Genomic DNA, 18,025 nt, shown 5'->3' with positions numbered 1-18,025 from the left:
AGCACGGCGCTTCTCATGCCTGGGCCCGCTCGATCTGCGAGTACTGCGCGACAACCCAGGCTCCCTTGATCCGCTTGACCTCAACGTTGAAGATGTCGACCCCTCGCGGCAGGTGTTGCCACTTCTCCCCTCGCCCACGTCGATAGGTGACGCCGGGGGACTTCTGCAACAGCCTGAAATGACCACTCCCCAGCCTTCGCACCCCCGCAACGGTGCTGCCGCTGTATCTCACCTCGCCACCGTGTCGGTAGATCCTGCGTATCTCCGCGATGAAGCGCCCGCACGATCGACAACTCGGGGCACTGATCGCGCGAAGGTCAGAGACGTCACCGGTGACCTGGGCCCGGTCCCCGACCCGTACCCACCGACGCAGGAACTGCTCGGCGCTCTCCGGCGACGCCGATGGCGTCGGTGCCGAGGTCGTCGGCGTCCTGGTCGGCACCGTGGAGATCCCCGAGCTGGACGGGGTCGCGGCGGGGTCCCCGCCGCCACAGCCCGCAGCGAGGGCCGAGGCGGCGATCAACATCACCACGCCGAGCCGAGTTCGCCGCATCGGTGGTCCTTCCCGAGAGTGACACCTCCGGGCAGTATCGCCCGTCCCGCGCGGAACCGCCACCGTCGCCCGACGCCCTGTGGAGAGCGGACCTCACGCTCGCCGGTGGCAACCGTGGGTCGCCGGCGGCCGGCCCTTCGCGCGACCGCTACAGCTCGTAGACCGCGCCCGCCCGGGCCAGCTCGGTCGGCCCGGCGAACTCCCCGACCGCCTCGGCGAGGATCGCGTCGGCGTCGTGCCACGGCGGCACGTGGGTGACCACCAGCCGCCGTGCCTGCGCCTCGGTGGCGGTGCGACCGGCCTCCGCGCCGGTCAGGTGCAGGTGCGGCGGGTTCTCGTCACCCTCGTTGAAGGAGGCCTCACACAGCAGCAGGTCGACGCCGTCGGCCAGCTCCTGCAGCGCCGGCGTCGGTCCGGTGTCGCCGGTGTAGGCGAGGGTGACCCCGTCCGCGCCGATCCGCAGTCCGTACGCCGGCACCGGATGGTCGACCGCGACGGGCGTGATCTCGAACGGGCCGATGTCGAACGGGTCGTCGTACCGGTGGAAGTCGAACTCCTCGCGCATCCCGGGCGCCTTCGGCAGGTCGTAGGCCTTGGCCAGCCGGCGCGCGGTGCCCTTGGGACCCCAGACCGGGATCTTGGGCTGCGGCCCGCGCGGATGCCACTTGCGCAGCACGTAGTAGCTGGCCATGTCGATGCAGTGGTCGGCATGTAGGTGGGTGAGCAGCACCGCGTCCAGCGTCAGCGGGTCGGCGTAGTTGTGCAGCGCGCCGAGGGCACCGTTGCCGAGATCGAGCACGATCCGCCAGGTCCTCCCCTCGTGGTCGGCCTCCACCAGGTAGCAGCTGGCCGGCGAGTCCGGGCCGGGATACGAGCCCGAGCAGCCGACCACGGTGAGCCTCACGCGCCGCCTCCCGGGACGAGCCCGCCGGCGATCCGGGTCGGGCTGGCGAACTGGGTGGCGCCGACCAGCTCCGGTCCGAGGAAGCGGCGGCCGATGGTCTCGAACTCGGCCGGGTCGCCGGTGGTGACGAAGGAGTAGGTCGGCTCACCGCTCTGCTTCATCAGCCCGCTCCCGGCCAGCATCCGGTAGACGTCCTTGGCCGACTCCTCGGCGCTGCTGACCAGGGTGACGTTGTCGCCCATCACGTAGGAGATGACGCCGGTCAGCAGTGGGTAGTGCGTGCAGCCCAGGATCAGGGTGTCCACCCCGGCGCTGGTCAGCGGATCGAGGTATTCGTGTGCGGCCTCGAGCAGCTCCGGGCCGCCGACGATGCCGGCCTCCACGAACGGCACGAACGCCGGGCAGACCCGGGTGGAGAGGTCGACATGCGGGGCGGCGGCGAAGGCGTCCTCGTAGGCCATCGACTCTGCGGTGGCGTGGGTGCAGATCACCCCGATCCGGCCGGTGCGACTGGCCGCCACGGCACGCCGGGTGGCCGGCAGGATGACCTCGACCACCGGCACGTCGTATCGCTCCCGGGCGTCGCGAAGCATCGCCGCCGAGGCCGAGTTGCAGGCGATGACCAGTGCCTTGACACCCTCGTCGACCAGGTGGTCGAGACACTCCAGGGCGTATTCGCGGACCTCGGCGATCGGCTTGGGCCCGTACGGCGCCCGGGCGGTGTCGCCGACGTAGCGGACCGACTCGTGCGGCAACTGGTCGATCACCGAGCGTGCCACCGTCAGACCGCCGAATCCGGAGTCGAAGATGCCGATCGGTGCCTCGGGGTCGGGAACGGGACGCACGAGGATCGATGCTAGGCGCTCGACCGCGCGCTCGCACGGCGCCGCGACGAAACTCACGCCGATCTCCTCGGCTCTCCCCGAGGCCGTAGGCTGCCGGCGTGCTCCGCCTCCCGCTGCGAGCGGTGGCCGTCAGGGCCGGCGCCACCGCCATCGCGACACTGGTCGCCGCCCCGGTCCTGACCGCCTGCGACGTCGCGCCGACCGGGTCGCGGTCGCCGAGTCCGGCGGTGTCCCCGAGCACGCCGCAGGCTGCCCTCGACACCGCCCGGCCGGTGGTGCTGGCGATCTCGGTGGACGGCCTCAACACCCGGGCGCTGACCCGGCTCGGCCGGGCCGAGCTGCCGCACTTCCATCGACTGCTGCACCAGGGCGCCCGCACCCTGAACGCGCGCACCGAGTACGAGCAGAACGTCACCCTGCCCAACCACACCGGGATGATGACCGGACGCCGGATCGACGCCGCCAGCGGTGGCCACGGGGTCACCTGGGACCGCGACCGGAGGCGGATGACGGTGGCCAGGGCGGCCGGTCACCCGGTCTCGTCGGTGTTCAGCGTGGTGCATGGCGCCGGCGGGTCGACCGCGTTGTTCTCCGCCAAGGAGAAGTTCGGCCTCTACCACCGGTCCTGGCCCAGGTCGATCTGCCGCTTCACCGTCGAGCGCGACCAGATGGCGCTGGTCCGCACCGCCGCTCACGACCTGGTCGCCCGGGGTCGCGACTTCACCTTCCTGCACATCTCGCTGCCCGACCGGGCGGGGCACGCGCACGGTGGCATGTCCTCGGCCTACCTGCAGGCGGTACGGCGCACCGACGAGCAGCTCGGCATCGTGCTGCGAGCCCTCGACCGGCATCGACGGCTGGAGCGGCGTACCACGATCATTCTCACCGCCGACCACGGCTTCGCCGCCGGCACGACCAGCCATGCGCGGCGCATCCTCGCCAACTACCGGATCCCGTTCCTGGTCTGGGGCGACGGCGTCCGGGCCGGCGACCTCTACCGGATCAACCCCGACTACGCCGACCCCGGCACCGCACGCCCGGGCTATGCCGCCGCGAGGCAGCCCATCCGCAACGGCGACCTGGCGAACCTCGCGCTCACCCTGCTCGACCTGCGGTCGGTGCCGGGGAGCGAGCTCGACGCCCTCCAGGACCTGCGGATCGGCTGAGGCGCCCGGGTCGGCCGTCGAGCAACGGCCCGGGGTCGGCCGTCGAGCGCCGACAACCCCGCGAGCGTGCCCCTCCCACCACCAGCGTCGCCCGGCGCGTGCGATCGCAAGGCGGAGAAGCGAAGACGGCCCGGGGTTGGCCGGCAAGCGCCGACAACCCCGCGAGCGTGCGTGTCCGGGCGGCGCTGGTCAGGCCCAGAGCTGGCCCTCGAGGGATTCCTCCGCCTCATCGATGGTGCCCTCATAGGCGCCGGTGGAGAGGTACTTCCAGCCGCCGTCGGCGACGACGAAGGCGATGTCCGCGTCCTCGCCGGCCCGCAGCGACTTGGCGGCCTGACCGAGCGCGGCGTGCAGGATCGCCCCGGTGGAGATGCCGGCGAAGATCCCCTCCAGCTCGAGCAGCTCCCGCACCCGGCGGACCGCGTCGCGCGGACCGACCGAGAAGCGCGCGTCGATCAGCGAGGCGTCGTACAGCTCCGGGACGAAGCCCTCGTCGAGGTTGCGCAGGCCGTAGACCAGCTCGCCGTAGCGCGGCTCGGCGGCCACGACGCGGACCTCCGGCTTGGCGGCCCGGAAGAACCGGGAGACGCCCATCAGGGTGCCGGTGGTGCCCAGCCCGGCCACGAAGTGCGTCACCGATGGGAGGTCGGCCAGGATCTCCGGACCGGTGCCCTCCTGGTGCGCGAGCGCGTTGGCGATGTTGCCGTACTGGTAGAGCATCACCCAGTCGGGATGCTCCACGGCGAGCCCCTTGGCCACCCGGACCGCCTCGTTGGAGCCACCGGCGGCCGGGCTGGAGACGATCTCGGCGCCCCACATCCGCAGCAGCTGGCGACGCTCCTCGGAGGTGTTCTCCGGCATCACGCAGACGATCCGGTAGCCCTTGAGCTTGGCCGCCATCGCCAGCGAGATGCCGGTGTTGCCGGAGGTCGGCTCGAGGATGGTGCACCCCGGCCGCAGGGTGCCGTCCTTCTCCGCCTCCTCGATCATCTTCAGCGCCGGGCGGTCCTTGATCGAGCCGGTCGGGTTGCGGTCCTCGAGCTTGGCCCACAGCCGCACCTGCACGCCACCGCGGTTGAACGGTGCCGACAGCCGGGGCAGCCCCACCAGCGGCGTACCGCCGACGGAGCTGAGGAGGTTGTCGAAACGTGTCATGGATGCTTTCGGTGGTCGAGTGGCCCGAGCGGCCGGGCGAGGGGGTATCGAGACCTAGCGCGCCCCGCCCGCCACCGCGGGCAGGACGACGACCTGGTCGCCGTCCTTGAGCTCGGCCTCGAGGCTGCCGATGAAGCGGACGTCCTCGTCGTTGATGTAGACGTTGACGAACCGACGCAGCTCACCGTCGTCGATCAGGCGATCCTTGATGCCGGGGTGGTTGGCCTCGAGGTCGTCGATGAGCGCGCTCAGGCTGGCACCCTGCGCGGTGACGGCCTTCTCGCCGCCGGTGTAGGTGCGCAGGATGGTCGGAATCTTGACCTCGATGGCCATCTCTTCTCCTTCGTGGGAACTGGTCGAACGGTGGGAACTGGTCGAGCGCTGTCAGTCCAGCGCAGCGACGATGCTGACCTCTTCCTCGGTCACCACGCCGTCGACGATCCGATAGGAACGAAAGTCCACCGGGCCTTCGTTATTCCCGTGCTCGCGTGTGCTGACGAGCACGTAGTGTGCCTGGGGCTCGCTGGCCAGGCCGATGTCGGTGCGACTCGGGTAGGCCTCGGTGGCGGTGTGCGAGTGGTAGACGACCACCGGCTCCTCCTCGCGCGCGTCCATCTCCTGGTAGAGCCGGAGCAGATCGGCGGAGTCGAACTCGTAGAACGTCGGGCTGCCGGCGGCGTTGACCATCTCGATGAAGCGCTCGGGCCGGTCGGAGCCCTCCGGTCCGGCCACGATGCCGCAGGCCTCGTCGGGGTGGTCCCGCTTCGCGTGCGCGACGATCGCGTCGTACGTCGCCCGGTCGATCCTCAACACGGCCCGATCCTCAACGCCACCACTCTCGACAGCACAGCCCTCAACACAAGAGCCAAGCCTAGGCGGACTCGGCCCACAGCGCGTCCACGAGGGTCTCCTGTAAGACGCCGACCCACTGGTAGATCCGATAGACCTGGCCGGAGGGGTTCTCCTCGTCGAGCTGCTCCCAGTAGTCCTCGTCGTCCTCGGTCACGCCGAGGCGGGTGGCCAGCGCCAGCCGGATGTCGGTGAAGGAACGCAGCCAGGCCTGCGCCCGCGGCGGGTCCAGCTCGACGTCGATGACCAGGGTGTCGTCGTCCGGCTCCGGCGGCAGGCCGGCCTCCTCGAGGGTGTCCACGATGGTGGCGGCCGCGGCGGCCTTGCCCTCCCGCAGCGACCCCTCGGTGAACCGACGGAACTCCGCGGCCGCATCCTGGTCGTCGCGGTAGGCGGTCGGGAAGAGCCGGGCGAGCACGGGGTCCTCCGGTTCGCTGGTCGGTCCGGAGAAGTCGAGCATCGCCTCGAGCGGGTCGTCGGTCTCGGTCGGCGCCGCCGCCTCGTTGCGCAGCAGCTCGACGAGCTGTCCGGCCAGCGAGCGCAACAGGTCGGCCTCGAAGCCGGAGAAGGTGGCGATCACGTGCCCGCTCGGCCGGTGGTAGCTGAAGCCGCCCATCATGCGTCCTGCTTCTCCAGGGTCGCCCACAGCCCGTACTCGTGCATCGCGCTCACGTCCCGCTCCATCTCCTCGCGGGTTCCGGAGCTGACCGCCGACTTGCCGTCGCGGTGGACCTCCAGCATCAGCTTCTCCGACTTCTTCTTCGAGTAGCCGAAGTAGGTCTGGAAGACGTAGGTCACATACGACATCAGGTTGACCGGGTCGTTCCACACGATGGTGATCCACGGCGTGTCCGGCACGGTCAGGTCGTCCAGATCAGGCTCGTCGAGTTCCACGGGGCTCGGCGCGGTCATGATTCCTACGATAGAGGCTGATCCACACCACTACGCTGGCGCAGTGACCTCCACGGCGTTGCTCACCGATCACTACGAGTTGACGATGCTGCAGGCCGCGTTGGCCGGCGGCACCGCCGGCCGCCGTTCGGTCTTCGAGCTCTTCGGCCGCCGGCTGCCCGGCGGACGGCGTTACGGCGTGGTGGCGGGCGTCGGCCGGGCGCTGGATGCGATCGAGGCGTTCCGCTTCGACGAGCCCACGCTCGCCGCGCTCGACGGGGTGGTGGACGCGCCGACCCTGGCCTGGCTGGCGAGGTTCCGGTTCTCCGGCGACGTGTGGGGGTACGCCGAGGGCGAGGCCTACTTCCCGCAGTCGCCGGTGCTGCTGGTGGAGTCCAGCTTCGCCGAGGCGGTCCTGCTGGAGACGGTCCTGCTCTCGATCTACAACCACGACTCGGCCATCGCGACGGCGGCCTCGCGGATGACGCTGGCGGCGGGCGAGCGGCCGTGCATCGAGATGGGCTCGCGGCGTACCCACGAGGAGGCGGCGGTGGCGGCCGCGCGGGCGGCGTACGTCGCCGGCTTCGCCGCCAGCTCGAACCTGGCCGCGCGCGCCCGGTACGGCGTGCCGAGCACCGGCACCAGCGCACACTCGTTCACCCTGCTGCACGACACCGAGCGGGACGCCTTCCGCGCCCAGGTGGACTCCCTCGGCGTGGGCACCACGCTGCTGGTCGACACCTACGACGTCGCCGAGGCGGTGCGCCTCGGTGTCGAGGTGGCCGGACCGGAGCTCGGCGCCGTCCGGATCGATTCCGGCGATCTCGGCATGCTCGCCTCCCGGGTGCGCGCCCAGCTCGACGACCTGGGCGCCACCTCGACCCGGATCATCGTGACCAGCGATCTGGACGAGTTCGCGATCGGCTCGCTCGCGGCCGCACCGGTCGACGGCTACGGGGTGGGCACCCAGCTGGTGACCGGCAGCGGCCATCCGACCTGCGGGTTCGTCTACAAGCTGGTCTCCCGGGAGGGCGAGGGCGGCCAGATGGTCCCGGTGGCGAAGAGGAGCACCGAGAAGACCTCGGTCGGCGGCCGCAAGTACGCGCTGCGCCGCCGCGACCCGGCGGGGGTCGCCGAGGCCGAGGTGATCGGGATCGGCGCCGAGCCGGCCACCGACGACACCGACCGGCCGCTGCTGGTCCCCCTGGTCCGCGGCGGCGAGGTGGTCGGGCGCGAGTCGCTCCAGGCCGCGCGGGACCGGCATGCCGCCGCCATCGCCGAGCTCCCCCTCGCCGCCCACTCCCTGATCAAGGCGGACCCGGCGATCCCGACCCTCTTCGAGGGGGCCGCGCGGTGAAGGCGCTGGTGGTCGTCGACGTTCAGAACGACTTCTGCGAGAGCGGCTCGCTGCCGGTGACCGGCGGCGCCGAGGTCGCGGCGGCGATCGCCGCGCTGCTGCGCACGGCGCACGGGTACGACGCGGTGGTGGCGACCAAGGACCACCACGTCGACCCGGGACCGCACTTCGGCGATCCTCCCGACTACGTCGACTCCTGGCCGGCGCACTGCGTGGTGGGCTCGGCCGGCGAGGAGTTCCACCCGGCTCTCGCCGAGGCGGTGGCGGCGGTCGACGAGGTGTTCCGCAAGGGCGAGCACGCCGCGGCGTACTCCGGCTTCGAGGGCGCCGCCGAGGACGGTACGACGCTCGCCGACTGGCTCCGTGGGCGGGACATCACCGACCTGGACGTCTGCGGCCTGGCCACCGATCACTGCGTGCGGGCCACCGCCCTGGACGCGGTCCGGGAGGGCTTCGCCACCACCGTGCTCACCGAGCTGAGCGCGGGGGTGGCACCCGAGACGACCGCTCGCGCCCTGGCGGAGCTGCGGGCCGCCGGGGTCGCCGTCCACTCGCGGCCGGATGCCGAACCGATCAGCTGATCGTGATCGGCTCTCCCCCGGAGACCAGCGTCCAGTCCACCGAGGCGAACTGGGCCGGGTCGATGACCTTGTGGGCGCTGACCCAGTCGATGAGCAGCTGCCGGATCTCGACCTGCCGGTTGTAGACCACCTCGGCGTCCGCCACGTGCGGGAAGCCACCCCCGCCGGACTGACGATAGTTGTTGATCGCCATCACGAACTCGGCGTCGTCGGCCACCGCGACCCCGTCGTAGGCCAGGTTCAGGATCCGCGCGCCCGGCGCCTGGGCGATGTCGATGTCGTAGGTCAGCGGAGCGTCCAGCCCGGCGACCGCGTCGTAGTTGTAGTCGGGCGTCCCGTTCGGCGCGGTGTCGGTGACGGCGTTGGTCACCTGGTCGATGGTGAACGGCCCGGTGCCGGAGATCTGCTGGAAGTACCGGGCGGAGTACTCCAGATAGTCCTTGACCTGGGCGCCGGTCATCCGCACCGCCAACAGGGTGTTGTCGTAGATGTAGAGACCGGCGACGTCGCGCACGGTGACGTCGCCGGCCGGGAACGACGCCGACCGGTTGAACGGCGCGGCGATGGAGAGCATCGGCAGGTTGGCGTCGTCGCCGGTCAGGTCGGCCTTGACCGCGTCGGCCTGGACGTAGTTGATGAAGTCGATGATCGGCACGTCCTCGACCACGGCCCGGGCGGCGAGCAGCTCCTCGGCCGACTCCCCCACCACCGAGTTCACGTAGTCCACCACGATCTGGTGCTGGCTGCGGACCGCCGCGGCCACCGCCGCGTCCTCGTCGACGGTGTTGGAGTTGAGCAGCTGCGAGGTCGCCGTGCTCACCGTCCAGCGCCCGTGTCTCCTGGTCAGCGTCAGGTCCATCACCGCCAGCCGCATGCCCCAGTAGTAGGGCTCGCAGAGCAGCACGTCGCGGCCGGTCACCTCGTTGGTGACGTAGCGCTGCGGGATCTCGACGTGGGCGTGCCCGACCAGGATGGCGTCGATGTCGGGCACCTGGGCGGCGACCAGTGAGGAGGCGTTCTCCGGCGGCAGCGAGTCGCCGTACGAGCTGGAGGTGTCGGCGCCGGAGTGGGCACTGACGATGACCACGTCGCAGCCGGCCCGCTTGAGCCTGGGCACGTACGTCGTGGCCTGCTCGACCAACCCGGGGAACTCGACCTTGCCCGCCACGTTCGCCTTGTCCCAGATCGCGATGCCGGGATTGGTCAGGCCGAGGATGCCCACCGTCAGGGTCCGCCCACCGCGCACCCGGTACCGCTTGATGAGGTACGGCGGGAAGACCGGCAGCTTGCTGCTCGGATCGACCGCGTTGGCGCCGAGCAGCGGGAAGTCGACCTGCTTCTCGAAGGTGCGCAGGGTGTCGAGGCCGTAGTTGAACTCGTGGTTGCCCAGCGCCGCGGCGTCGTAGCCGACCAGGTTCATCGCGTTGGCCATCGGGTGGATCGCACCATCGGTGATCGGGTCGATCCGGGCGTAGTAGTAGGCCAGTGGCGTGCCCTGGATGGTGTCGCCGGCGTCCAGGGTCAGGATCGGCTCACCCGCGCGCTCGGCCCGCATCGCCTTGATCAGGGTCTGCACCTTGGCGATGCCGACGTCGTCGTGCGCGGTGTCGTCGAACTCGGCGTTCTGGTAGTAGTCCCAGTTGTAGACGTTGCCGTGCAGGTCGGTGGTGCCGAGCACGGTCAGCCGCAGGGTGTCGTTGCCGTGCCCGTGCCTGCCGTGCCTGCCATGGGTGCCGTGCGTGCCACCGCGCGCATCGGCGGGGCCGGCGAAACCGGCGGCGGCCAGTGCGGCGGCGCCGGTCACGGCACCGGTGATGACGGTACGGCGACGGGGCGCGGGGGCCGAGTGAGTCTGGTCAGTCATCGAGACCTTCCCGAGGTTGAGGCCGGGGCCGGATCCGGCCCCCTGAGCGCACCGACTGTATGCGCGGTCCGGACCGGGGTCGAGCAACGTCGGGTGAAGGATCGGTGACACCGGGTCACACCGGGTCACACCGGGCCCAGCCGGACCCGGGCCGGGCCGATTCCGGCGACGCGGTCAGGCATCTCCCGATACGCTCTGCCCAGCAGCCTCGGAGCCCACGGTGGGCGATGCCCCGAGACGGACGAAGGACCGCCATGCACCACCTGATCACCTCGGCTACCCAGCTCGCGATGACCAGCGACCTGATCGTGTACGCCGCCCGCCTGATGCGCACCATGAACCGCTCGCTGGACCTGTCCGCCGGTGTCCGCGTGCTGGCGATCCTGGAGCAGACCGGTCCGCTCGGCGTGACCGAGCTGGCGCAGCTGGACAACTGCTCGCAGCCCACCATGTCGGCCCAGGTGGCCCAGCTCTTCGACGCCGGCCTGGTGGCGCGCACCCGCAACCCGGTCGACGCCCGCAGCAGCGTCATCTCGCTCACCGAGGCCGGCCGCGCGGAGCTGGCCGCGACCCGGGAGCGCATCTCGGCCGACGTCGCCCAGCGACTGGCCACCACCGAGCGCACCCCGGAGGAGATCGAGGCCGCCGTCTCGGTGCTCCGCGACCTGGTCGAGCCGAGCCCGAAGGCCGTCCCGAGCGAGTAGCCCAGCGACCGGTCCCCGGCTGGTCTGGCCCGGACGGCTCCGTCTAGCCCGAGCGGCGGGCCGCCCACTCCCGGAGGGTGTCGATGCGGCGGCGCAGCTGATCAGCGGTGGCGACCGCGGCGGCCGGTCCACCGCATTCCTTGCGGAGTCGGTTGTGCACCGCGCCGTGGGCCTGGCCGGTGCGGTGGTGCCAGGCGGCCACCAGGCCGTTGAGCTCACGGCGCAGCATCGCCAGCTGCTCGTGGGCGGAGACCGCGGCGACCGTCTCGGCCGGTCGCGGCGAGCTCGCCGCGGCCGCCTTCTGCTGCTTGGCACGCTCGCTCTGTCGCTGCGCCAGCAGGTCGCGCATCTGGGTGGCGTCGAGCAGGCCGGGGATGCCGAGGAAGTCCATCTCCTCCTCCGAGCCGACCCGCACCTCCCCCTCGTGGCCGAACTCGCCGCCGTCGAAGAGCACCCGGTCGAACCGGGCCTCGGAGTCGAGCGCCTCCCATGGACCGAGCGCCTCCTCCTCGGCCGCCCCCTCGGCCTGGTTGGCCCGGGCCAGCAGGGCGTCCTCGGCGGCGAAGATGTCGTCCTCGTCGCCGATCCGGCGACCGAGCACGTGGTCGCGAGCCACCTCGAGCTCGGCGGCGAAGCCGAGCAGCGCGGGCACCGAGGGCAGGAACACCGAGGCGGTCTCGCCGCGGGTACGGGCCCGGACGAACCGGCCCACGGCCTGGGCGAAGAACAGCGGCGTCGAGGTGGTGGTGGCGTAGACCCCGACGGCGAGCCGAGGCACGTCGACCCCCTCGGAGACCATCCGGACCGCCACCATCCAGCGGCTCTCGCCGTCGGCGAAGGCGGCGATCTTCTTCGAGGCCGCCTTCTCGTCGGAGAGCACGACGGTCGCGGCCTCACCGGTGATCGCGCGCAGCGTCTTGGCGTAGGCCCGGGCCGAGTCCTGGTCGGTAGCGATCACCAGTCCCCCGGCGTCCGGGACGCTGCGACGGACCTCGGAGAGTCGCCTGTCGGCGGCCTCCAGCACCGACGGTATCCAGGAGCCGTTCGGGTCGAGCGCGGTGCGCAGCGCCTGCGCGGTCAGGTCCTTGGTGAGCGGCTCACCCAGATGCGCGGCGATCTCGTCGCCGGCCCGGGTGCGCCAGGTCATCTGGCCGGAGTAGGCCATGAAGAGCACCGGTCGGACGACGTGGTCGCGGAGCGCCTCGGCGTATCCGTAGGTGTAGTCGGCCGCCGAGCGTGGGATGCCGTCGGCACCCGGCGCATAGGTGACGAACGGGATCGGGTTGGCGTCGGAGCGGAACGGGGTGCCGGTCAGGGCCAGTCGGCGGGTGGCCGGCTCGAAGGACTCGCGGACGCCCTCGCCCCACGACAACGCGTCGCCGGCGTGGTGCACCTCGTCGAGGATGACCAGGGTGCGGAAGTTCTCGGTGCGGATCCGCATCGCGAGCGGGTTGACCGCCACCCCGGCGTAGGTGACGGCGATGCCGACGAACTCCTTCGAGGTCTTACCCTGACCGGCGGAGTAGGTGGGGTCGATCGGGATGCCGGCTCGCCCGGCCGCCTCGGCCCACTGCAGCTTGAGGTGCTCGGTGGGCGCCACGATCGTGACCCGGTCGATCATCCGGCGACCGAGCAGCTCGGCCGCGACCGACAGCGCGAAGGTGGTCTTGCCCGCCCCCGGCGTGGCCACCGCCAGGAAGTCGCGGGGCGAGTCGGAGAAGTAGCGGGTCATCGCGGCGTGCTGCCAGGCACGGAGCTTGGTCGCCGTCCCCCAGGCAGCACGATCCGGCCAGGCCGGCGTGAGGGCGCCGGTCAGGTGGGGTTCGCTCACGCCTCGCCGTTCCCGTCGGCACCGCCGGTGTCGTCGGACAGCGACTCCCAGATCTCCTTGCACTCCGGGCAGACCGGGAACTTCGTGCCGTCGCGGCTGGGCACCCACACCTTGCCGCACAGGGCCACCACCGGGGTGCCCATCACCATCGCCTCGGTCAGCTTGTCCTTCTCCACATAGTGCGAGAAGCGGTCGTGGTCACCCGCGTCGGTCGGGACGGTCCGCTCGTCCTCGCGGACCTCCTCCTCGACCGCGGTATCGGTGCCGAACCCCAGGAACCCCATTGCCTCAGCCTACGGGGTTCAGTTGAGGTCCGGATCGGCCGGGCGGGTGGAGTGCCAGGCCAGGTCGCCCGGCTGGCGCCGCAGCACGTCCCGCCAGAGCCGGGAGTGCTCGGCGCCGAAGGCGTCGGCGGGCTCACCCGGCACCACGTCCCAGTCCCCGCCCGCCACCTCGCGCTGGAGCTGGCCACTGCCCCAGCCGGCGTATCCGGCGAAGATGCGCATCCCGATCAGCGGCGGTACGTCGGCGGGGTCGGTGTCCAGGTCCAGCAGACCGACCCGGCCGGCCGGGTTGGCGTCGTACCCGCCGAGGGGTCGGTACCCCTCGAACGGAGCCGTCCGCTCCGGCAGCCAGGCGAGGGCAAGGGCGGCGTTGGTCTCCACCGGGCCGCCCTCGAAGAGATGCACCGGCGGGCTGACCCGGTCCTGCCAGAGGGCGAGGGCGTCGGGCAGCGGCGCCGGCATCGGCCGGTTGAGCACGACCCCCAGGGCACCCTCGCCGCCGGTGTCGAGCAGCAGCACGACGGTGTCGACGAAGTTCGGGTCGGCCAGCCGCGGTGATGCCACCAGCAGCTGGCCGAAGCCGAGGTCGGTCCGGGTCACCCTCCGATCTTCACACCCCGGGCAGCGGTTCGGTGCAGCGGTGCTGCGATCGGGTCTCCGGAGCGACCCCTCGCGCCGGCCCCGGCGCACGGCTCTCCGGCCGGGGCCGAGGCGCTCACTTGGCGGTGAAGCTGACGTTCCCGCCGCTCTTCGGGATCAGGTCGAGCCAGGTGTGGCCGGTCGGGATCTTGACCTGCTTGCCCTTGACGTAGAACTTCACCGTGGCGTCCTCGCCGGCCTTCTTCCAGGTCGCCTTGAGCGCCTTGCCGCCGTGGAAGATCCAGGCCTTCCCGGTGCCGGTGAAGTGCGAGACCGGGACCGGGTTGCCGGCCGGGTCGGTGTACGGCGCGATGGTGGTCCGCACCGTCGCGGTGATGACGGTGTCCGGGGTGAAGGCGTCACCGGAGGCGAAGTAGTTGTTCGCCAACACGTACTTCCCGCCCTTGTAGCTGAAGTCGTCGGTCCGGTAGCCGGAGAACTGTGCCTTGATCGAGGAGGCCTTCTTCTTGCCGGTGTAGTCCGAGGCCTCGCCCCAGGTGAAGTAGTCCTCGGGCCGGGCGGTCTTGGTCTTGGCCTCCTTGCCGATGCTCTTCACGTTGGCGAACACGCTGTGCAGGGTGTCGTGGGTGCCGTCGAGGATGCGGGTGACGTTGTGATTGCCCATCGCGATCCAGCGCACGTGCTGCTTCTTGAGCTGCTTGAACGTGTAGCCGGCGGCCCCGCTGGTGATGATGGTGGCGTTGATCGGCGCGGCGATGCCGGCGTCGGTGGCCCGCATCGAGCGCACCGGCCCGACCTTGCTGGGCAGGTTGGTGTAGTAGAAGACCGCCAGCCGGGTGATGCCCCCCTCGACCAGCTCCTGGGTGACCATGTCCGCCTGGGAGAGCCCGATCTGCGGGTCGCTGTCCTCGGTGTTGTCCACCTTGACGATGTACGCCGGGTGGCTCTGGGCCGCGCTCTCGTCACCGCTGACCGCGAGCCCGGTCAACGGCCAGGTGCTGTCCAGGGACGCGCCGGAGTCGACCGCCTGCGGGCTACTGGAGCTGGCGTCGGAGTCGTCGGACCCGCCACCACAGGCCGTGAGCGCGAGCGCGATGGCGGCAAGCGGGGAGACGACGCGGAGAAGGGTTCGGGTCGCGGGGCGGGTGGTGCGCACGGGTGTGCTCCGTTCAAAGTCAACAGGTTCTATCGGATTCAGTGTCACCGGTCGGCGTACTCAGGCCCGGGAGGCGCGCGGAGACCATACGCCACCGGTCCCTGCCGGTGCGCAATCAGCGGGCGCCTACGGTGAGCCGCACCACATCACTGTCGATCACCGGCCATCACTGTCGATCACCGGCCATCACTGTCGATCACCGGCGATCACCCGGCGAGCAGTCATTCATCGACCAGTGATGCGGCCACCGCCGTGCGGAGCACGCCGGCGATCTCCGCCGCCTCTTGGTCGGAGTCGTACGTCGTCCTGGGCCAGAAGAAGCCGCGCAGCCCATCTCCTCGACGCCGCGGCACGACGTGCACGTGCAGGTGCGGGACCGACTGGCTGACCACGTTGTTGACCGCGACGAAGGTGCCCTGGGCATCGAGCGCGCCCGGCACCGCGGCGGCGACCCGCTGCGCCGCCGTCATCACGGTGGTCAGCTGGTCGGGCGTCAGGTCGGGCAGCGTGACCACGTGGTCGCGCGGTGCCACCAGGACGTGGCCCTTGAAGACGGGCCGCCGGTCCAGGAAGCCGACGACCGCCGGCTCGTCGAGGACCAGATGGGCCGGGGTCGTCCCCGCGACGATGGCGCAGAAGACGCAGTCGGGGCTCGCCGTACTCACGCCTGCGAGGGTACGCCGGGTGGCACGATGGCCCGGTGGACGAACGGGTGGACGAACCGGCGAGTGGGCCGGCGGGTGAGGCCACGTCCGGCGACCCGGTGGCGACGCTGCGGCGCTGGGAGGACTCGGGCGGCACCTGGCGGCGTCTGGACGCGGGCGGGCCGACGGTGCGACTGAGCCTGTGCACCTGCACCGGCGGCGAGGAGGTGTCCCGGCTGGTCTCTGCCGACCCGGCGCTGGTCGCCTACCTCGACGGACGCTGGGCCAGCGACCAGGAATGAGGCGTCCCCGCACCAGGCCACGTCGGCTCACTGCTCTGCCGGCGGATACCCGGGGCGTTGTCGGGCGGAGACCTCCCCGACGCGCCCCCACTCGATCCCGCCCAGTCGGCTGATCGGGTCGAGCAGCCCGATGTCGGGCCCGCGGTCGCCGTACACGCGCGCCTCGACGGTGATGGCGACCACCCGGCCGAAGCAGACCACCGAGCCACGCGGCGCCTCGCCGAACTCCACCGTCCGCTCCAGCACGCACTCGATCGCAGCCGGCGACTCCGCGACGCTGGGCGGTACGACGATCTGGCTGGCCAGCCGGGTCAGGCCGACCTCGTCGAACTCGCTGAGCTCGGGTGGGTAGGGCGCCGAGGTGGCGTTGATCTGCTCCACCAGCCCGGCCGGGGCGAGGTTGACCACGAACTCGCCGGTCTCCCGCACGTTGCGCAGGGTGTCCTTGTGTCCGACCGAGGTGAAGCTGACCACCGCCGGATCCGAGCACGCCACGGTGAAGAACGAGTGCGGCGCCAGGTTGTCCACCCCGGCGGCGGAGCGACTCGAGACCCAGGCGATCGGCCGGGGCACGACCAGCCGGTTGAGCAGCGGATAGGCGGCGCCGTCGGCCAGGTCGCGCTCGACGTGGACCCGACGCGGCTCGCTCATGTCGAGCAGCCTAGTGGGGTCATGCCGAGCGGTCGGACCGCCTCGATGCCGCAACTCCTCCGGCCGCGCCCGCGTCCCCAACGGTGATCACTCGGTCCCGTAGGCGTACTCGGACCGCGAACCCATTGCGCGAAGGAGCAGCCTCATGCGCCGGATCCTCGCCACGCTCACCGCGCTGGCCACCGCCCTCGTCCTCGCCGCCCTGCTCGCCGTTCTCCTCGCGGCCGGGTCACCAGCCGACGCGGCCGGCAGCGCCGCCACCGCGCGGCATGTCATCCGGCCCGTCACCGACGCCGGCGAGCCGGCCAGCGGCTACCGGGTCACCACGAGGAAGGGACGGGTGAGCTGCTTCGGCCGCTCGGCCGCCGCCGTCGACGACGGCATCACCACCTGCGGCCCGAGCGCCGCCTACCTGCCCTCGTGCTGGAGGTCGACGCACCACACCGTGCTGTGCCTGCGCAGTCCGAGGTCGAGGACCCTGGTCCGGGTCCGCTTCCAGGGGCACTGGAAGGGCGTCCAGGCACCTCGCCATCCGCGGCCGCAGGCGCTGGTGCTCGGCGATGGCGAGCGCTGCCTGATCCGGATCGGCGGCGCCTGGGGCCAGGTCCCCGCGCACCCGACCTGGGTCGGCTTCTACTCCTGCGGCCAGGGGGAGGTCTACGGTCCGCCGACCGGCGACGGCCTCCACCGGGCGCGCGCCAGCTGGCGGGTGCACCTGTGGCAGGCCGACGGCGACCTGGTGAGGCGGACGGTCCGTGCCGCCTACTACGTCGGAACGGCGGCCTGATCGCTCGAACCATCGACTACCTTTGATTCCGACGAACTCACCGGAACAGGAGCGGCGATGTCGAGCACGCAGAGCGACACCTTCGACGGCTACGAGCACAACCCCTACCAGCACACCATGCACACCGCGGCCACCGTGACGCTGTGGACCATCGTCGTCCTCGGCGTGGCGTGCGGGATCTTCGGGTTCATCTGGGGCCTGGCCCACTGAGTGACTGAGCACCTGTACTGAGACGGCCCGGACGCGGGCCGAGACGGCACCGCGTCCCGACGGACCCCGGCCTCCGCGGCGGGTTCAGTCCGCCAGCACCGATCCGGCCGGCAGCATGCCGGTCGGATCGGAGAAGAAGGCGTCCATGACCAGGCTCGCCGAGCCCCGCACCAGCGAGCCCTCCCCCAGCCCGGTCGATCGGATCAGCTCCGCGGCCGCCGGCCGGCTCAGCCTCGACCCGGCTCGGGCACGCAGGGCGTCGAGATGCTCCGGCGCCTGCAGCAGTCCGCCGCCGAGCACCACCACGTCCGGATCGAGGAGGTCGATGAGCAGCGCGGCCGCGACCCCGGCGTGTTCGGCACGCTCACGCAGCAGTGTGCGCGCCCGGCCGTCGCCCCGCCGCGAGCGGGCCACCAGGGTCTCGAACGACGCCCGCGGGAAGCCCCGCGGCGAGGAGCGCGAATCCTACGTCCGGTTGTCGTGAGTGCCGCGCCGACATCCACCTCGCCCACACCGATCGACACTGACCGATCGACACTGACCGATCGACACTGACCGATCGACACTGACCGATCGAGCCGGTTCGGTGGAGCCGATTCGATCGTGCCGGAGGCGGGACTTGAACCCGCACGCCCGTGGGCACAGGAACCTAAATCCTGCGTGTCTGCCTGTTCCACCACTCCGGCCCGCC

24 protein-coding genes and 1 tRNA gene are annotated in these 18,025 nt (G+C 71.4%); 8 read left to right on the top strand and 17 right to left on the bottom strand.

Annotation, left to right across the window (positions count from 1 at the left end):
• Positions 1–13 precede the first annotated feature (13 nt).
• Positions 14–169 carry a hypothetical protein gene (locus QM638_RS10820; protein ID WP_415141981.1) on the bottom strand — a complete coding sequence of 52 codons (156 nt, stop codon included), beginning with the start codon at positions 167–169 and terminating at the stop codon, positions 14–16.
• 163 nt (positions 170–332) lie between these two features.
• On the opposite strand from QM638_RS10820, the gene QM638_RS10815 reads away from it, so the two are divergent.
• Positions 333–575 (top strand): hypothetical protein, encoded by a 243-nt coding sequence (locus QM638_RS10815; RefSeq protein ID WP_415141980.1) that lies wholly within the window; start codon positions 333–335, stop codon positions 573–575.
• 126 nt (positions 576–701) lie between these two features.
• Here QM638_RS10815 and QM638_RS10810 read toward each other — a convergent pair whose 3' ends face one another.
• Complete coding sequence (locus QM638_RS10810) at positions 702–1,457, bottom strand: MBL fold metallo-hydrolase (RefSeq protein WP_415141979.1); 756 nt, start codon at positions 1,455–1,457, stop codon at positions 702–704.
• Positions 1,454–2,308 (bottom strand): glutamate racemase, encoded by an 855-nt coding sequence (murI, locus tag QM638_RS10805; RefSeq protein WP_415142007.1) that lies wholly within the window; start codon positions 2,306–2,308, stop codon positions 1,454–1,456. Before murI ends, QM638_RS10810 begins: the two co-directional genes overlap by 4 nt.
• Before the next feature lie 92 nt (positions 2,309–2,400).
• Here murI and QM638_RS10800 point away from each other — a divergent pair, with 92 nt between their 5' ends.
• Entirely contained in the window at positions 2,401–3,468 is a 1,068-nt protein-coding gene (locus QM638_RS10800; protein WP_415141978.1) for an alkaline phosphatase family protein, read from the top strand.
• A gap of 189 nt (positions 3,469–3,657) precedes the next feature.
• On the opposite strand, the gene QM638_RS10795 is transcribed toward QM638_RS10800, so the two are convergent.
• The 5 genes from QM638_RS10795 to clpS are packed head-to-tail and all read right to left on the bottom strand — an operon-like array spanning position 3,658 to position 6,384.
• Positions 3,658–4,623: a PLP-dependent cysteine synthase family protein gene (locus QM638_RS10795; RefSeq protein ID WP_415141977.1), complete on the bottom strand. Its 966-nt coding sequence runs from the start codon at positions 4,621–4,623 to the stop codon at positions 3,658–3,660.
• A 54-nt stretch (positions 4,624–4,677) separates the two neighbouring features.
• A complete protein-coding gene (locus QM638_RS10790; RefSeq protein ID WP_415141976.1) occupies positions 4,678–4,956 on the bottom strand; it encodes a MoaD/ThiS family protein in 279 nt (92 codons plus the stop codon).
• Positions 4,957–5,007: 51 nt separating this feature from the next.
• The gene (locus tag QM638_RS10785; protein WP_415141975.1) at positions 5,008–5,436 is read right to left on the bottom strand and encodes a Mov34/MPN/PAD-1 family protein; all 429 of its coding nucleotides are present in this window, start codon (positions 5,434–5,436) and stop codon (positions 5,008–5,010) included.
• Positions 5,437–5,494: 58 nt separating this feature from the next.
• On the bottom strand, positions 5,495–6,091 hold the full coding sequence (locus QM638_RS10780) for a DUF2017 domain-containing protein (RefSeq protein WP_415141974.1): 597 nt from the start codon (positions 6,089–6,091) through the stop codon (positions 5,495–5,497).
• Positions 6,088–6,384, bottom strand: coding sequence for an ATP-dependent Clp protease adapter ClpS (gene clpS, locus QM638_RS10775; protein ID WP_415141973.1), 297 nt, complete (start codon positions 6,382–6,384; stop codon positions 6,088–6,090). Before clpS ends, QM638_RS10780 begins: the two co-directional genes overlap by 4 nt.
• Here clpS and QM638_RS10770 point away from each other — a divergent pair.
• Both QM638_RS10770 and QM638_RS10765 read left to right on the top strand, forming a co-directional pair.
• Entirely contained in the window at positions 6,383–7,720 is a 1,338-nt protein-coding gene (locus tag QM638_RS10770; protein ID WP_415141972.1) for a nicotinate phosphoribosyltransferase, read from the top strand. The genes clpS and QM638_RS10770 overlap by 2 nt on opposite strands.
• A complete protein-coding gene (locus tag QM638_RS10765; protein ID WP_415141971.1) occupies positions 7,717–8,301 on the top strand; it encodes an isochorismatase family protein in 585 nt (194 codons plus the stop codon). The genes QM638_RS10770 and QM638_RS10765 overlap by 4 nt, the downstream gene beginning before the upstream one ends.
• On the opposite strand, the gene QM638_RS10760 is transcribed toward QM638_RS10765, so the two are convergent.
• Positions 8,294–10,165 carry a bifunctional metallophosphatase/5'-nucleotidase gene (locus QM638_RS10760; RefSeq protein ID WP_415141970.1) on the bottom strand — a complete coding sequence of 624 codons (1,872 nt, stop codon included), beginning with the start codon at positions 10,163–10,165 and terminating at the stop codon, positions 8,294–8,296. The genes QM638_RS10765 and QM638_RS10760 overlap by 8 nt on opposite strands.
• Positions 10,166–10,419: 254 nt before the next feature.
• Between QM638_RS10760 and QM638_RS10755 the strand changes: the two genes are divergently transcribed.
• Positions 10,420–10,869 (top strand): MarR family winged helix-turn-helix transcriptional regulator, encoded by a 450-nt coding sequence (locus tag QM638_RS10755; protein WP_415141969.1) that lies wholly within the window; start codon positions 10,420–10,422, stop codon positions 10,867–10,869.
• A 43-nt stretch (positions 10,870–10,912) separates the two neighbouring features.
• Here the strand turns inward: QM638_RS10755 and QM638_RS10750 are convergent, their stop codons facing one another.
• The 5 genes from QM638_RS10750 to QM638_RS10730 form a co-directional block, all read right to left on the bottom strand.
• A complete protein-coding gene (locus tag QM638_RS10750) occupies positions 10,913–12,601 on the bottom strand; it encodes a DEAD/DEAH box helicase (protein WP_415142006.1) in 1,689 nt (562 codons plus the stop codon).
• A gap of 95 nt (positions 12,602–12,696) precedes the next feature.
• A complete protein-coding gene (locus QM638_RS10745) occupies positions 12,697–12,984 on the bottom strand; it encodes a DUF3039 domain-containing protein (RefSeq protein WP_415141968.1) in 288 nt (95 codons plus the stop codon).
• A gap of 18 nt (positions 12,985–13,002) precedes the next feature.
• The gene (locus QM638_RS10740) at positions 13,003–13,584 is read right to left on the bottom strand and encodes a YqgE/AlgH family protein (RefSeq protein ID WP_415141967.1); all 582 of its coding nucleotides are present in this window, start codon (positions 13,582–13,584) and stop codon (positions 13,003–13,005) included.
• A 115-nt stretch (positions 13,585–13,699) separates the two neighbouring features.
• Complete coding sequence (locus QM638_RS10735; protein ID WP_415141966.1) at positions 13,700–14,740, bottom strand: DUF3048 domain-containing protein; 1,041 nt, start codon at positions 14,738–14,740, stop codon at positions 13,700–13,702.
• 221 nt (positions 14,741–14,961) lie between these two features.
• Entirely contained in the window at positions 14,962–15,405 is a 444-nt protein-coding gene (locus QM638_RS10730; RefSeq protein ID WP_415141965.1) for an HIT family protein, read from the bottom strand.
• 35 nt (positions 15,406–15,440) lie between these two features.
• Here QM638_RS10730 and QM638_RS10725 point away from each other — a divergent pair, with 35 nt between their 5' ends.
• Positions 15,441–15,686: a hypothetical protein gene (locus tag QM638_RS10725; RefSeq protein ID WP_415141964.1), complete on the top strand. Its 246-nt coding sequence runs from the start codon at positions 15,441–15,443 to the stop codon at positions 15,684–15,686.
• Positions 15,687–15,713: 27 nt separating this feature from the next.
• On the opposite strand, the gene QM638_RS10720 is transcribed toward QM638_RS10725, so the two are convergent.
• Positions 15,714–16,337, bottom strand: coding sequence for a flavin reductase family protein (locus QM638_RS10720; protein ID WP_415141963.1), 624 nt, complete (start codon positions 16,335–16,337; stop codon positions 15,714–15,716).
• Positions 16,338–16,482: 145 nt separating this feature from the next.
• Between QM638_RS10720 and QM638_RS10715 the strand changes: the two genes are divergently transcribed.
• Complete coding sequence (locus QM638_RS10715; RefSeq protein ID WP_415141962.1) at positions 16,483–17,124, top strand: hypothetical protein; 642 nt, start codon at positions 16,483–16,485, stop codon at positions 17,122–17,124.
• Positions 17,125–17,181: 57 nt separating this feature from the next.
• Entirely contained in the window at positions 17,182–17,334 is a 153-nt protein-coding gene (locus QM638_RS10710; protein ID WP_415141961.1) for a hypothetical protein, read from the top strand.
• An 84-nt stretch (positions 17,335–17,418) separates the two neighbouring features.
• Here QM638_RS10710 and QM638_RS10705 read toward each other — a convergent pair whose 3' ends face one another.
• A complete protein-coding gene (locus tag QM638_RS10705) occupies positions 17,419–17,748 on the bottom strand; it encodes an ROK family protein (protein ID WP_415141960.1) in 330 nt (109 codons plus the stop codon).
• A 190-nt stretch (positions 17,749–17,938) separates the two neighbouring features.
• Positions 17,939–18,020 (bottom strand) — tRNA-Leu (locus QM638_RS10700).
• Positions 18,021–18,025 lie beyond the last annotated feature (5 nt).

The sequence above is a fragment of the Nocardioides sp. genome (assembly GCF_047606145.1).
In the GTDB taxonomy this organism is placed as follows: Bacteria; Actinomycetota; Actinomycetes; order Propionibacteriales; family Nocardioidaceae; genus Nocardioides.
This window is presented reverse-complemented; position numbering and strand designations above follow the sequence as displayed.

Excerpts from the sequence above, each read along its gene's own strand:
- QM638_RS10795 (WP_415141977.1), bottom strand. The coding sequence starts at position 4,623 with ATGACACGTTTCGACAACCTCCTCAGCTCCGTCGGCGGTACGCCGCTG.
- QM638_RS10790 (WP_415141976.1), bottom strand. The coding sequence starts at position 4,956 with ATGGCCATCGAGGTCAAGATTCCGACCATCCTGCGCACCTACACCGGC.
- QM638_RS10780 (WP_415141974.1), bottom strand. The coding sequence starts at position 6,091 with ATGATGGGCGGCTTCAGCTACCACCGGCCGAGCGGGCACGTGATCGCC.
- QM638_RS10770 (WP_415141972.1), top strand. The coding sequence starts at position 6,383 with ATGATTCCTACGATAGAGGCTGATCCACACCACTACGCTGGCGCAGTG.
- clpS (WP_415141973.1), bottom strand. The coding sequence starts at position 6,384 with ATGACCGCGCCGAGCCCCGTGGAACTCGACGAGCCTGATCTGGACGAC.
- QM638_RS10760 (WP_415141970.1), bottom strand. The coding sequence starts at position 10,165 with ATGACTGACCAGACTCACTCGGCCCCCGCGCCCCGTCGCCGTACCGTC.
- QM638_RS10755 (WP_415141969.1), top strand. The coding sequence starts at position 10,420 with ATGCACCACCTGATCACCTCGGCTACCCAGCTCGCGATGACCAGCGAC.
- QM638_RS10750 (WP_415142006.1), bottom strand. The coding sequence starts at position 12,601 with ATGACCCGCTACTTCTCCGACTCGCCCCGCGACTTCCTGGCGGTGGCC.
- QM638_RS10745 (WP_415141968.1), bottom strand. The coding sequence starts at position 12,984 with ATGGGGTTCCTGGGGTTCGGCACCGATACCGCGGTCGAGGAGGAGGTC.
- QM638_RS10720 (WP_415141963.1), bottom strand. The coding sequence starts at position 16,337 with ATGAGCGAGCCGCGTCGGGTCCACGTCGAGCGCGACCTGGCCGACGGC.
- QM638_RS10715 (WP_415141962.1), top strand. The coding sequence starts at position 16,483 with ATGCGCCGGATCCTCGCCACGCTCACCGCGCTGGCCACCGCCCTCGTC.
- QM638_RS10710 (WP_415141961.1), top strand. The coding sequence starts at position 17,182 with ATGTCGAGCACGCAGAGCGACACCTTCGACGGCTACGAGCACAACCCC.